Source organism: Massilia sp. CF038 (assembly GCF_900129765.1).
Lineage (GTDB): Bacteria > Pseudomonadota > Gammaproteobacteria > Burkholderiales > Burkholderiaceae_D > Telluria_A.
Genome location: NZ_FQWU01000002.1, coordinates 660,131 through 673,856, shown reverse-complemented (window position 1 = coordinate 673,856; position 13,726 = coordinate 660,131). Strand labels below are relative to the sequence as shown.

The 13,726-nt window shown below is 60.7% G+C and carries 13 protein-coding genes; 11 read left to right on the top strand and 2 right to left on the bottom strand.

Translation table 11 applies throughout. The annotated features are described in order from the left end of the window. Nucleotides 1-28: 28 nt before the first annotated feature. From BUC24_RS13410 to BUC24_RS13400, 3 genes are all read left to right on the top strand, one after another. A complete protein-coding gene (locus tag BUC24_RS13410; protein ID WP_073216726.1) occupies nt 29-421 on the top strand; it encodes a VOC family protein in 393 nt (130 codons plus the stop codon). 41 nt (nt 422-462) lie between these two features. Beyond that, a complete protein-coding gene (locus BUC24_RS13405; protein ID WP_143167508.1) occupies nt 463-1,110 on the top strand; it encodes a hypothetical protein in 648 nt (215 codons plus the stop codon). Between the two features lie 68 nt (nt 1,111-1,178). Continuing rightward, the gene (locus BUC24_RS13400) at nt 1,179-2,345 is read left to right on the top strand and encodes an ankyrin repeat domain-containing protein (RefSeq protein WP_073216720.1); all 1,167 of its coding nucleotides are present in this window, start codon (nt 1,179-1,181) and stop codon (nt 2,343-2,345) included. A 57-nt stretch (nt 2,346-2,402) separates the two neighbouring features. Here the strand turns inward: BUC24_RS13400 and BUC24_RS13395 are convergent, their stop codons facing one another. After that, nucleotides 2,403-4,388: an SDR family oxidoreductase gene (locus BUC24_RS13395; RefSeq protein WP_073216717.1), complete on the bottom strand. Its 1,986-nt coding sequence runs from the start codon at nt 4,386-4,388 to the stop codon at nt 2,403-2,405. Nucleotides 4,389-4,608: 220 nt separating this feature from the next. Here BUC24_RS13395 and BUC24_RS13390 point away from each other — a divergent pair, with 220 nt between their 5' ends. From BUC24_RS13390 to BUC24_RS13365, 6 genes are all read left to right on the top strand, one after another. Further along, nucleotides 4,609-5,217, top strand: a complete 609-nt coding sequence (locus BUC24_RS13390; protein ID WP_073216714.1) for a phasin family protein — start codon at nt 4,609-4,611, stop codon at nt 5,215-5,217. 172 nt (nt 5,218-5,389) lie between these two features. Beyond that, nucleotides 5,390-6,583: a patatin-like phospholipase family protein gene (locus BUC24_RS13385; protein ID WP_073216711.1), complete on the top strand. Its 1,194-nt coding sequence runs from the start codon at nt 5,390-5,392 to the stop codon at nt 6,581-6,583. Between the two features lie 61 nt (nt 6,584-6,644). Further along, a complete protein-coding gene (locus BUC24_RS13380) occupies nt 6,645-7,310 on the top strand; it encodes a TetR/AcrR family transcriptional regulator (RefSeq protein WP_073216707.1) in 666 nt (221 codons plus the stop codon). 11 nt (nt 7,311-7,321) lie between these two features. Next, nucleotides 7,322-8,098 carry a tetratricopeptide repeat protein gene (locus tag BUC24_RS13375; protein WP_073216704.1) on the top strand — a complete coding sequence of 259 codons (777 nt, stop codon included), beginning with the start codon at nt 7,322-7,324 and terminating at the stop codon, nt 8,096-8,098. Further along, nucleotides 8,095-8,628, top strand: coding sequence for an LOG family protein (locus BUC24_RS13370; protein WP_073216701.1), 534 nt, complete (start codon nt 8,095-8,097; stop codon nt 8,626-8,628). The genes BUC24_RS13375 and BUC24_RS13370 overlap by 4 nt, the downstream gene beginning before the upstream one ends. Nucleotides 8,629-8,741: 113 nt before the next feature. After that, a complete protein-coding gene (locus BUC24_RS13365) occupies nt 8,742-9,194 on the top strand; it encodes a GNAT family N-acetyltransferase (RefSeq protein ID WP_073216698.1) in 453 nt (150 codons plus the stop codon). Nucleotides 9,195-9,231: 37 nt separating this feature from the next. Here BUC24_RS13365 and BUC24_RS13360 read toward each other — a convergent pair whose 3' ends face one another. Continuing rightward, nucleotides 9,232-10,725: a TolC family outer membrane protein gene (locus BUC24_RS13360; RefSeq protein ID WP_073216694.1), complete on the bottom strand. Its 1,494-nt coding sequence runs from the start codon at nt 10,723-10,725 to the stop codon at nt 9,232-9,234. A 351-nt stretch (nt 10,726-11,076) separates the two neighbouring features. On the opposite strand from BUC24_RS13360, the gene BUC24_RS13355 reads away from it, so the two are divergent. Both BUC24_RS13355 and BUC24_RS13350 read left to right on the top strand, forming a co-directional pair. Then, nucleotides 11,077-11,718, top strand: a complete 642-nt coding sequence (locus BUC24_RS13355) for a transglutaminase-like cysteine peptidase (RefSeq protein ID WP_229448201.1) — start codon at nt 11,077-11,079, stop codon at nt 11,716-11,718. Between the two features lie 32 nt (nt 11,719-11,750). Continuing rightward, on the top strand, nt 11,751-13,679 hold the full coding sequence (locus BUC24_RS13350) for a bifunctional diguanylate cyclase/phosphodiesterase (protein WP_073216691.1): 1,929 nt from the start codon (nt 11,751-11,753) through the stop codon (nt 13,677-13,679). The last annotated feature ends 47 nt before the right edge of the window (nt 13,680-13,726 follow it).

The window sequence follows — 13,726 nt, the reverse complement described above, 5'->3', positions numbered from 1 at the left end:
CAAACCTACACCTGACCAAGGAAAGACCATGTTCAATCACATCATGATCGGCTCGAACGATATCGAGCGCTCAAAGCAGTTCTATGACGCCGTTTTGGGCGTGCTTGGCGCAGGCCAGCCGTTCCGCAACGCGGCACCATCGGGCCACATCCGCCTGTTCTACCGCCACGACGGCAGCACCTTCTGCGTCAGCGAGCCAATCAACGGCGAGGAAGCATGCTACGCCAACGGCGGCACGATCGGCTTCAAATGCAGCTCTGCCGAACAGGTAAAGCTGTTCCACGATACCGCAGTCGCCCACGGCGGCGTGTCGATTGAAGACCCGCCTGGTCTGCGCCAGAGCGACATGGGTGCATTGCATCTGTCGTATGTGCGCGACCCGGACGGGCACAAGCTGTGCGCGCTGTATCGCGTCAAATGACAACGCGCGTACTGGCCCGCGTCCGCGGGGCTGAACACTGAATGGGTCGGCTTCTCCCCTGTAGCTGGATCCTTGCCGCTGTCTTTATTGGCCATGACGTGCGGGCAGCCAACGAGCCGCCGGCCCAGCGTGCATTGAGCGAGACCGAGCGCAAAACCTTTTACGACTTCTACCAGAAGGCCTTCCCCGACGATCACAGTGATCAGCCGGTGTTCACTGTGGGTCGCGCCGACGGCGGCAAGGAAACCGTGCTCGCCGTCGCCGACTCTCCGCCCAGACGCGGGCTGCGTTCCTTATGCCGCATGCAGCGGCGCAGCTTTGCCTATAACGGGACCTGGGCAGTCAGTGAGTCGGCGCGCCAGCTGGTCTGGCTCGACGCCAAGGGCTGCAGCAAGAGCGCGCGCCCGGTGCGCCTGGTCTATCCCATGCCCGATGCCGACGTCGTCGGCTTGCTCGAACATGAACGCGAGGTGCTGAAAAGCGCGCGCCTTCTGTTTGGCGGCAATTCGCAATGCGCCTCGCGCCGTGCGCTCAATTTTTCACTCGACAGTATTGACATTGGCACCGCAGGTTCCAGCTCGGAAGTACTCGCCGGTTTAGTGTTTAAAAGCGATCGAAGCAGTAGCGCCACGGTGTGGGTGCGGCGCAGCGGTCTGGACTACAACGCCTGGACGGTCACCTGCACTTGAACGCGAATTGCGCAGGAATGATAAGGACTTAGGAAATGGTTTGGGGAAAGCTTAAAGCATTGCTCGGGATGAACAACACCCACGAATCCACTCCGCCTGACGCGGCCGCCGCTGTCCCACCAACGCTGCCGCCGGCGGGCAAGACTGTGCCGGACAGCGCACCCGAACCGGGCATCGTCTGGGTCGAAGCGGATGCGAACCCCTGGGGCGTGCCGATACTTGATATGCGTTCCTTCACGCAGTCGATGATGTCGACTTCGGCTGATCCGCGCTGTGCAACAAACGCAGTATCGTATGGCAATGACGATGGCGAAGCATTTGCCGGGCAGCTGCCAAATGACAGGGAGAGCGTCCCTGCCGATCTGACGTTCCCCATCGATGGCCTGCTGGCTGACGGCGTGTTGTTCACGCCCATGCAGATGGAACATAAATGGGCCATTTTCTACCGCGACAACAAGATCATCTGTGTGCGCAGTTGGCAGCGCGAAGTGTATGTGGTGGCGCATACTGAACAGGATGGGAAGTTTCTTACTGTAAGGAAGATTGACGGCAGCTTTGGGCAGATGAGCGACGATGAGAATCTCACGGCCAAAACCCTTGATTATCTGTTGCGCAGCCATGTTCTTGGCCAGGACTATCCAGTGCCGATTCCGGCCGAGTTAGCGCAGAATCCGCAGCTGGCTGCCCAATGGTGTTTTTCCACGTTCGGCAATCAGGCGCAATGCGCAACCCCGCACGACTTTGCGCGCGTGCCACCGACGATGCCGCTTCGTTCCCATTCATTGCTCCACATCGCCGTGGCGAAGGCGGACATGGACAAAATCAACCAAGCCCTGGGCGCCGGTATCCCCGTTGACCTGCTGGCAGGCGACGGTTTGGCACCGTTGCATTGGGCGCTGGTACAGCCTGACAGCGCGATCATGTCGCTGCTGCTGGCCAAGGGCGCTTCGGTCGATGTGCAGTCGCATCAGGGGGCGACGCCATTGATGAATGCAGTCCAGGGCGATAATCTGGCAGCGGTTTTGTTCCTGTTGGAGCATGGCGCAGAGCCAAACGCGCGCGATTTTCGCGGGTTTACGGCCTTGCATCGCGCTGCCGAAATGGGCAAGCTCGACATTGCCAGGGTTTTGTTGGAGCGAGGCGCATCGCCAGTTGCTGAAGCGCAGGGCCATACACCGCGTTCCCTGGCGCAACAACGCGAGTTGCCGGAAATGATCGCATTATTGGCCGGCTGAGCATGGCCGAAAAAAAGCGGGCCGCAGCCCGCTTCGATTGTGACAGATGCAGCCTGATTAGAAGTGCACCCCACGCAGCAGCTGCTGCATGGCGATCTGTTCGGAACTCATTTGCGGCGCCTTCTTGTCGCCACCCTTGGCCGCATCCGAATCGGGGAACATACGGAACGTCGTGTTAAGCACGATCTGCGCCACGCGCGGCATCAGCGCGTGCAGCACCTGCCCGAATACGCCGACCCGGGTGGCGATGCGCACAGGTTTGTAGACGATGGCCTCGGCGATCATGTCGGCCGCTTCTTCCGGCGCCAGGGTCGGCACGTTCTGGTAGATCTTGGTCGGAGCGATCATCGGCGTGCGCACCAGTGGCATGTTAATCGTCGTGAACTTGATGCCCACGTCGGACAGTTCGGACGAGGCGCAGCGGGTCCAGGCTTCCAGCGCCGCCTTGGAGGCCACGTAAGCCGAGAAGCGCGGCGCATTCGTCAATACACCAATCGACGAGATATTGATGATGTGGCCGCGTTTTTGCGCGATCATCGTCGGCAGCAAGCCCATGGTCAGGCGCAGGCAGCCGAAGTAATTGAGCTGCATGGTGCGTTCGAAGTCGTGGAAGCGGTCGTAGCTCGACTCGATGGCGCGGCGGATCGAGCGGCCTGCGTTATTGACCAGCACATCGACCTTGCCGTGATTGTCCAGCAAAACCTGGACGAAGCGGTCGCAGTCGGCCATGTCGGCCACGTCCGCCTGGTAGGTGATGCACTCGAAGCCACGGTCGTTGATCTCCTTTTTGGCTTCGGCCAGCTTGTCTTCATCACGGCCGCAAATGATGGTGATGGCGCCTGCTTCGGCGATCTTGTGCGCTGCCGCCAGGCCAATGCCCGAGGAGCCGCCCGTGATCAGCACCACTTTGCCGGCTACAGTGCCGCGCAGGGTGTGGTCAATGAACAGGTCCGGGTCCAGATGGCGTTCCCAGTAGTCCCAGATCGGTGCTGCATAGGTTTCCAGTTGCGGGCAGGCGATGCCCGTGCCCTTGAGCGCCTTTTGGGTCTCGCGGCTGTCGAAGCGGGTAGGGTAGTTGATGAAGCCCATCAGGTCCGACGGCAGGCCCAGGTCCTTCATCAGCGCGTCGCGCACGCGGCGTACCGGCGTGAGCGACATGATGCCCTTCTTGACCGACTTGGGGATAAAGCCCAGCAGCGCGGCGTTGATGCGAATGCTCATGGTGGGCGCGTGGGCGGCGCGGCAGAACACATTGAGCACTTCGCCAACGCGCATCGGTTCCGGGTCGGTCAGGTGGAAGCACTGGCCGTCCAGCTTGGGCAGGTGGGCAATGTGGTCCATCGCATTGACCACAAAGTCGACCGGCACGATATTGATGCGCCCACCCTCGATGCCAATGGTCGGCATCCATGGCGGCAGCAGCTGGCGAATGCGCTGAATCAGCTTGAAGAAGTAATAGGGTCCATCGATCTTGTCCATCTCGCCGGTTTTGGAGTCACCGACCACCATGCCGGGACGGTAGACGCGGAACGCGCCCTTGGTGTCTTTACGGACGATTTTTTCGGACTCGTGCTTGGTGGCGAAGTAGGGATGGTCCAGCCCTTCGGCTTCGTCGAACATGTCTTCGCGGAAGATCCCTTCGAACATGCCGGCGGCAGCAATGGAACTGACGTGGTGCAGGCAGCCGGCCGCAATGGCGTTGGCAAAATCGACGGTGTGGCGCGTGCCCTCGACGTTCACTTCCATCTGTTCTTCGGCGTCGGCAGTCATGTCATAGATAGCGGCCAGGTGGAAGAAGTGGTCAATCGTTTTGGCCAGCTTCTTGGTATCCTCTTTGGATACGCCCAGCTTGGGCGAACGCAGGTCGCCAAATACGGGGATGGCGCGGGCCTTGGTGGTGCCCCAGTACTCGAGCAGGTCAGGCAGCTTGTCGCGGCTCGCTTCGCGCATCAGGAAGTACACCACGCTCCCTTTGCGTGCCAACAGCTTTTTTACCAATCGCTTGCCGATAAACCCAGTCGCTCCCGTTACGAAATACTGCATCGTGGTCTCCCTTTGCTGGTTGTTCTATGATGGTCCGTCATGGATAGTCCAATCATTACAGGGGAATGACGGATTGGCAAGGAGTCTGTTGTACCCGGCCGTCCGATTTAGAAGGGGCGCTCGGTGGTTTTAGTATCCGATCTCTAGATTAGCTGTCTAGAATGGTTTCATCAAAAAAGGTATCTACCTCGAATCACTACAAATCAGACTGGAGCTCGACATGGTAAAGAAACTGAAGACACTGGCAAAAACCGAAGACAAACAATTGGCTAGCGCTGTTCGTACCTCCGCTCACCAGATCTGGCAGGCAGGCCTGGGCGCCTTCGCCAAGGCCCAGGAAGAAGGCGGCAAAGTATTCAGCAAGCTCGTTGAAGAAGGTAACAACCTGCAGCGCCGTACCCGTTCGATGGCCGAAGACCGCGTCTCCGAAGTCACCGACACCGTGACCAAGGTCGCCGACGGCGTCTCCAAGCAGGCTTCGGGTTCGTGGGACAAGCTGGAACAGGTCTTCGAAGACCGCGTTGCCCGCGCTCTGTCGACCATTGGCGTACCAACCCAGAAAGACATCCAGGAACTGACCAAGCGCGTCGAGCAGCTGAGCCGCGCCGTCGCTACCCTGAGCGGCAAGAAAGCCCCTGCAGCTGCCAAGCCAGCGGCCAAGCCAGCTGCCAAGAAGGCCGCTGCCAAGCCAGCCGCCAAAAAAGCCGGGGCCAAGCCAGCCGCGAAAAAGGCCGCAGCCAAGCCAGTCGCCAAGAAAATCGCGGTCAAGCCGGCAGCCAAGAAAGCTGCACCGAAAAAGGTCAATTCGACCCCGGTTGCCAGCGCGTAATTTGCCGCTGAGCACGCTTTAAGGAAGGGCCTGTGCTTGCGCAGGCCTTTTTTGTTTTAACCGACATCGTCCTCGCGGAGGCGGGGACCCATTCCACCTCGAACAACTTCGGTAACGTGGTATAGGTCCCCGCCTGCGCGAGGACGATGTGGGTCTTGGGATGACGCCGCTTATGAATACACCTTCAAAACCCAAAATCGGCTTTGCCCTCGCTGGCGGCGGTCCGCTGGCGGCTGTCTATGAAATCGGCGTGCTGGCCGCGCTGGAAGAGTCGATTGAGGGCCTGGACGTGAACGAGGCCGATATTTACGTCGGTATCTCGGCCGGCGGCATCATAGCCGCAGCCCTGGCCAACGGCATCACACCACACCAGATGTGCCGCCTGTTCATCGAAAGCGACGTGGAAGCCGGTGATGGCGCCCCCCTGTTCAAACCCGAAATCCTGCTGCGGCCCGCCAGCGCGGAGCTGAGCAAGCGTCTGGCCATGGTGCCGGCCCTGCTGGCTGGCTCCCTGTTCCACTATGCGCGCCATCGCAAGAGCGTGTTCGCCTCGTTCGAGCGCTTCAAGGAGGCGCTGCCGGCCGGGATCCTGTCGGGCGATGGCATTCACCATTATCTGAAACAGACATTTGCCCGTGCGGGACGCAGTAACGATTTTCGCAAACTGCGCCATAAGCTGGTGATCGTCGCGACCGATCTCGATACCGGCGAAGCGGTGCGCTTCGGCGACGCCGGCTGGGACCACACCCCGGTCTCGAAGGCGGTCCAGGCGTCGGCTGCGGTGCCCGGCCTGTTCCCGCCGGTCGACATCGACGGCCACCATTTTGTCGATGGTGCGCTGCGCAAAAGCATGCACGCCTCAATCGCCCTGGAACACGGGGTTGATATGCTGTTTTGCGTGAATGCGATCGTCCCGTACAACGCGGCCAGCCGCGATCAGCTGGCGGCAGGCGCCAAATTGTCGTCGGGCGGGCTGGTTGACGTGCTGTCGCAAACCCTGCGTTCCATCCTGCACTCGCGCATTGCCTCGGGCATGGCCAGCTACGAGAAAAGCCATCCCCAGGTCGATATTTTGCTGTTCCAGCCTAATCAGGACGACGCCGAACTGTTCTTCACCAATATCTTCAGTTACTCGAACCGGCGCCGCATGTGCGAGCAGGCCTACCAGAACACGCGCATGATGCTGCTGGAGCGCCGTGCGGAAATCGCCCCCAAGCTGGCGCGCCACGGTTTGCGCCTGAAAATGAACGTGCTGCGCGATACCAGTCTGTCGCTGGTGCAGCAGGCACCTTCGCGGCAGGCGCTGGCGCGCCTGCGTCAAAGCCTGGACGACCTGGAACGCTACCTGAAAGTGGCGCACTCCTAGCACTGTTGACATGGCGGTTTCGGTGTTATGCTTGCGTGAGAAAAACACCAGACCGCCCGCCATGCTACAAAAAGCTCCACGCCGAACCCGCGAACGCATCCTTGAGCTGTCCCTGCGGCTGTTTAACGAGTTCGGTGAGCCGAACATCACCACCACGGTGATCGCCGAAGAGATGAATATCTCGCCCGGTAATCTGTACTACCACTTCCGCAACAAGGACGACATCGTCAACTCGATCTTCGTGCAGTTCGAAGCCGAGATCGAGCGCATCCTGACCGTGCCGGAAGGGCGCCGGTCCAACATCGAAGACGTGTGGCTGTACCTGCACCTGATGTTTGAACTGGTGTGGCGCTACCGCTTCTTCTACCGCGACCTGAACGATCTGCTGTCGCGCAACCGCAAGCTCGAACTGCACTTCAAACAGATCCTGGCCCACAAGATAAAGGTGGCCAAGCAGCTGTGCGAAGACCTGCGCAGCGAAAAATCGCTGGAAGCGTCGGACGCCGAAATCAATGCCATGGCCACCAACATGGTGGTGGTGGCGACTTACTGGCTGTCTTACGAGTACGTGCGCAATCCGCGCAAATATACGGAACAGCAGGCCATGAGCGACGCGCTGGCGCGCGGCTGCTACCAGGTGCTGTCGCTGGTGGGGCCGTACCTGCGCGGCGACACCCATCTGCTGTTCGAAAAACTGTCCGAAGAATATCTCAAACAACTCAAGTAAGGAGACGCGTTATGGCATGGACCAAATTCCCGCATCCGGACGACGCCTATGTGTACACCGCGGCCACGCTGAAGAAAGCCTGGCCGCGCCTGCATGTGGGCGATTGCGAGCCGTTCCCTAAAAAGGCGGCCCTGGTCGATGCGTGGATTGCCTTCCACGCAGGCGAGTTCGAAAAAGCGGCCAAGCTGGGTCTGGACGCTGGCGTGGAGGGTTACGCGGTGGCCCACAAGGCCAGCTGCATGTATGCCACGTATCTGGAAAAGAGCGACAAGAAGAAAATCGCCATGTTCGAAGAAGTGGCCGAGCGCTGCGAACGGCACCAGCAGGAGCAGCCCGATAACGCGGCTGCCTGGTACTGGCATGCGTATGCGCTGGGCCGCTACGCCCAGGGCATTTCCATCGTCAAGGCACTGGCCCAGGGAATTGCGCCCAAGGTACGCAACAGCATCGATAAGACCATCGCACTCGCCCCCAAGCATGCCGATGCCCACATCGCGCTGGGCGCTTTTCACACCGAGATTATTGGCAGCGTCGGTGCAATGATTGGTGGGCTCACCTACAAGGTCAAGAAGGAAGAGGGTATCAAGGCGTTCAAAAAGGCGCTGGACCTGAACCCCGATACCGCGATCGGCCGCATCGAGTATGCCAACGCGCTGGTCTCGCTCGAAGGCGAAAAGAAAATGAAGGAAGCGGTCAAGCTGTACGAAGAGGCAGCCGCGGTCGAGCCGCAGGATGCGATGGAACGGCTGGATGTGGAAGCAGCCAAGGAAGAACTCGAGGACGAATGAAGTCGATTGCTGTGTATTGCGGCGCTAATGCGGGCGCCGATGAAGTGTATGCAGAGGCGGCACGGGCCATGGGGCGCGCGCTGGCCGATCATGGTATCAGGCTGGTTTACGGCGGCGGCAATGTGGGTCTGATGGGCACCATTGCCGATGCCGTGCTGGCAGCCGGCGGGCAGGTTACCGGTGTCATTCCCCAGCAGCTGGTTGACCGGGAGCTGGCGCATCCGGGGTTGACGGAGCTGTTCGTGGTGCGCGATATGCACGAGCGCAAGGCGCTGATGGCGCAACGGGCCGATGGCTTCATTGCGATGCCGGGTGGGATGGGTACGCTCGAGGAGTTGTTCGAGATGCTGACCTGGTCGCAGCTGGGGATTCATAGCAAGCCGGTAGGGCTGCTCAATGTGGGCGGGTTTTACGATCAGCTGGTGGGTTTTTTGGGCCATGCCGCGCATGAGGGGTTCATCAAGCCGCAGCATGCCGGGCTGATGAAAGTGGCTGCCGATCCGCACACCTTGATTCAACTACTCCAATAACATCGCCCTCGCGCAGGCGGGGGGCCATCCCACGTTACCGAATTCGGTAGTGTGGGATAGGGCTGGCGCATGCGCCAGCGCCTTCGCGAGGGCGATGTTGGTACCGCTAGCTTATGCACATATCTTTTGAAACGCCTGATCAAGACGATGTCCGCGCGCTGATTGCGGAGCTCGATGATTACCTGTATTCGCTGTACCCGCCCGAGAACGTGTACGCGCTCGATATCGCCTCGCTGCTGCATCCGAGCGTGATGTTTGCCGTGGTGCGCGATACCGAAGGGGCAGCGCTTGGTTGCGGCGCGATCGTGATCAAGCCCGAGTACGGTGAAATCAAACGCATGTACATCCGTCCCCAGGCGCGCGGCAAGGGACTGGCGCGCGCGCTGATCGAAACGCTGGAGTCGAAGGCGGCAGGGCAGGGATGCCGCACATTCATGCTTGAAACGGGGCCGACGATGGCCGAAGCGCTGAAGCTGTACGAGCGGCTCGGCTATCAAAAGCGCGCGGCATTTGGCGATTATCCCGAGGACCCGCTCTCGGTGTTCATGCAAAAGAACGCCAGCTAGACACACGCCGCGCAAGTGCGGCGCGTGCCTCTTCACCTTATTTTGCTTTTGGGGTCAGCACGGGTGGCTGCACCACGGGCGCCGCTTCCGGCGCTGCCGCCGGTGCCTCAAAGATGTACTCCTTGGCGCGCTCGTTGAGCTTGACCTTGTCGATCACGTACACCGGCGCCGCTTCAACCGGGCAGTTCTGCGCCTGTTCTTCCTTGTCGTCCTGCTTGCCCAGGTCGGGCAGTTCGCCCGGTTCCTGGCGCGACAAACCCAAAGCCTGGTGCAGCACGCCCATGCCGGCGTGGGTGCGGGCAAAGGCGAAGTAGCGGTCGTATTCGGCATTCGCATAGGCGCGCTTGGACTGGAACAATTCGTTTTCCGAATCAAGCAAGTCAAGCAGCGAACGCTGGCCAATGTCGAACTGCTTGCGGTAGGCGTCGCGCGCCTTTTCGATCGACAGCTGGTGCTGGTCCAGATAGCCCAGCTGTTCGGTCAGTTTGACGGTGTCGTTGTAGGCGATCAGCAGGGTCTGACGCACGTCGCGGCAGGCCTTGTCGCGCTGGTCACGGGCGACGTTGATCAGGTCTGCCTGCTGGCGCACGCGCGACACATCGCTAAAGCCATTGAACAGATTCCACGACATCTGAATTTCAACCGCCTCGTTGCTGGTGCGGCCAGCCAGGCCGCTCAGATTTCCGCCACGGTCAGAGCGCAGGCGCAAGTCAACGCGCGGCGCGTAGCTGGCTTTGCGAATGCTCGATGCCTTGTCGTTGGCGCGCACACTTTCAACTGCGGCCATCACCGCCGGATGCGACTTGAGCGCGCCATCCAGCGCCGCATTCGGGCTTTGCGGCATGGCAGCCGTCAGCGCCGTCATCGGTTCGAGCGTGGGGGCCGGCACGACGCCGACCAGACGCTGGAAGCGCGCGGCCACGTCATGCAGGTTGGCCGTTTCCTGCAGCAGGTTCGATTCCGCCAGTGCCAGGCGTCCTGCGATCTGCTCGAGGTCGACCCGGCGGCTGACGCCAGCCTGGGTCTTCTTCTGGATCTGCATGAACACGGCGCGATGGCGGATGTAGTTTTCTTCGGCCAGTTCGACCAGGCGGCGATAGCGCAGCACGTCAGCGTAGGTACGCACCACATCCAATACCACGGTTTCGGAAGTGTCGCGCAATTCATACAGTCGGGCCAGGCGCTGGTGGTCCAGGCGCGCCACGTCGTTGTACACCAGGGCGCCGTCAAACAGGGTCTGGGTCAGGGTCAGGGAGCTGTTGTGGCGGCTCAGGTCATTCGATTTGAGCGGGTCGTCGAGGTTGTCGCGGCCGGCGCCGGCGGTCAGGTCCAGGCGGGGCAAAAAGCCGCCAGCGCTGGCTGCGCGCTCGTGTTTGGCTGCTTCGAAAGCGTGCCAGCGAGCCAGTACTTCAGGGTTCGACAGAATGGCTTGCTGGGTGACGTCCTTGAGGGTCTGGGTCTGACTTTGCGCTTGCGTGGCCACACAGGCAAAGGCGAGGGTGATCAGCGCGCAGGTTTTTTTTAACTTCATTTTCAATGATTTTCCTTGGCAGTCGGCGGGACTGAACAGTTTCTTTTTGCGTTAAAATAATGCATAGTGGCAATGGTTTTGCAGCCCGTCGAGTTTTAGGACAGTCAGCTGTATAGCTTATACGGTGAATGCTGAAAATTGGATGTTCCCACGCAACTATGTAAAGCGCGGCGTTTCCCTTTTTTTGCGATTTGACGTATTGTAATCTTGTTCCACGATCTTTGCTTAAACACAAAAGATATTTCTTTTTGTTAATTAAATCGGGCGTGAGCCTGACCTCCGCCCTTGCCACTCCCCACCGCCCCAGGTCATGTTGCGCGCTGCAAGCCCAAGCGGGCGCGGTCGGCGCGTGTGCGTTTGGTGGTGGTGGCCGCGCTGTTTTGCGCAGGATCGGTGCTGGCGTTCGATGCCGCAAAGCTGGCAGCGCGGGTTCAGGCTGCCGGTGCTGCCGCGCCTGTTGTGCGCGACTGGGCGAAATTACTCGACGATAATCGTCAGCAGGCAATCGACATCAAGCTGCGCAAGGTGAATGATTTTTTCAACCGGCGCATTGAATTTGCCGATGACCAGGGCGTGTGGGGCAAGTCGGATTTCTGGGCCACACCGTTCGAAACGATGTTAAAAGGAAAAGGCGACTGCGAAGATTTTGTTATCGCGAAATACTTTTCCCTGCTCGACCTGGATGTGCCGGACACGCAGCTGCGCCTCATTTACGTGCGCGCGCGCCTGGGCGGCCCGTCGAGCGCGGTGCAGCAAGCGCACATGGTGCTGGCGTACTACCCCAGTCCGGATGCCGATCCACTGATTCTCGATAACCTGCTGGGCGAGATACGTCCCGCTGCACGGCGCAGCGATCTGGCACCAGTATTCAGCTTTAACCGGCAAGGTGTGTTTGCCGGCGTGGCGGCGTCAAGTCAGGCCGCTGGTGGCACCGAGCGCCTGTCGGCCTGGCAGGATCTGCTGCTGCGCGCGCGCCGCGAAGGCTTTGATTAATGCATTCTAATTACCATTTGTGAGGACGCCTCATGTCGATGTACCGCCAACTCTGGATCGCCCTGATCATTGGAACCTTACTGGCCCTGACTGGCGGCCTGCTGGCCACCACGCTGAGCGCGCGTTCCTATCTCCAGACCCAGCTCGAGATGAAGAACGTCGACAATGCCAACGTGCTGGCGCAGTCGCTGGGGCAGCGCGGTGCCGAGCCGGTCGAGCTGGAACTGGCCATTGCCGCCTTGTTCGACAGCGGCCACTATGATGTCATCACACTGACCGACCCGAGCGGCAAGGTCCTGGTCGAGCGGCGCGCGCCAGCGGTCGACAGCGGCGTGCCTGCCTGGTTCACATCATTGCTGCCGCTGCACGCGGCACCGGGCAGTGCCCATATCGCCAGCGGCTGGAAGCAGGTTGGCACGGTTACCATTGTCAGTCGCAGCCATTTCGCCTATCAGGCGCTGTGGAATTCAACCTTGCAGATGATCGCCGCGCTGGCGCTGTCGGGCCTTGTCGCGGGCTATCTTGCCACGCTGATTCTGCGCCGCCTGAAACGGCCGCTGGACGCCGTCGTCGAGCAGGCCAGGGCCATTGCCGACCGCCGCTTCGTGACCACGCCCGAGTCGAACGTGCCCGAACTGCGCCAACTGACGTCGGCCATGAATTCGGCCTCCGTGCTGCTCAAGTCGATGTTTGCCGAAGAAGCGGACCGGCTCGAGGCGATCCGGCGCGAAGCCAATACCGACGCCTTGACCGGCCTGGCCAACCGTCACCACTTCATGGAGCAAATGCGCGAAACGCTCAATGTCGAAGATGGTGCCCAAGGCAGCCTGATTTTGCTGCGCCTGTCGCAGCTGGCCGATCTGAATCGCCAGTTGGGCCACAAGGCCACCGACACCATGCTGGCGGCCATCGGCAGCTTGTTCGAGGCCCAGGCGCAGCAGCACGGCGGTTTTGCGGCGCGTTTGAACGGTAGCGACTTCGCCCTGGTGCTGCGGGGGGCAGAGCCGCATGCCGTAGCCCAGCTGCTGCTCGACGGCGTGAGCGCGCAGGCGAGCGAACGCAGTGGCCAGGAGGCGCGCGTGTTTGTCGGTATGGGAAAAATCCAGTTTGGCCTCAATCTCGGCGCCTTGCTGTCGCAGGTCGACACGGCGCTGGCCACCGCCGAGGCGCAGGGCGTCAGCGCCGTGCGTGAAGAACTGCCGCTCAATATCGCCGAAGCACCGCGCTCCGGCGACGAATGGGCCAAGCTGATCATGCGCAGCCTGGAACAGCGCTGGGTCAAGCTGGCCAGCTTCCCCGTGCTGGACCTGGAAGGCCGGGTCGTGCATCGCGAGTCTGCATTGCGCCTGATGTTTGGCGGCGAATGGTTCCCGGCTGCGCGCTTTCTGCCAATCGCCGAACGGATTGGCCTGACCACACGGCTTGACCTGGTGGCCGTCACGCTGGGACTGGAGGAGCTGGCCAAGGATGCAGCTCTGCCCGGCCTGGCAGTGAACCTGTCGGCCCGCTCGATCCAGGACAAGGAGTTCCGCCACCAGCTGCTGGACCTGATCGCGGCGCGGCCGGCGGCGGCGTCGCGCCTGTGGCTGGAGGTGCCCGAGAGTGGCGTGTTCGCCCAGCTCGACGCCTTCCGCGTGTTTTGCGATGCCGTGCGCTGGAGCGGCTGCAAACTGGGCATCGAGCACTTCGGGCGCCATTTCAAGCAAATTGGCCTGGTCCACGATATGGCGCTCAACTACGTCAAGGTCGACGGCAGTTTTGTGCGCGACTTGAACAGCAATTCAGGTAACCAGATTTTCCTCAAGGGCTTGAACAGCATCGCACACAAGATGGGCATGCAGGTGTTTGCCGAGGGTGTCGGCGATGTGGACGAACTGAACGCCTTGAGCGGCTTGGGATTCGACGGCGCCACCGGTCCAGGCGTGCAGGAGAAGGCGGCGCCAGCGGCCATCGATACGTAACGGTACCAGCATCGGATTGGAATGAAAAAAGCCGGAACAGCGCAAGC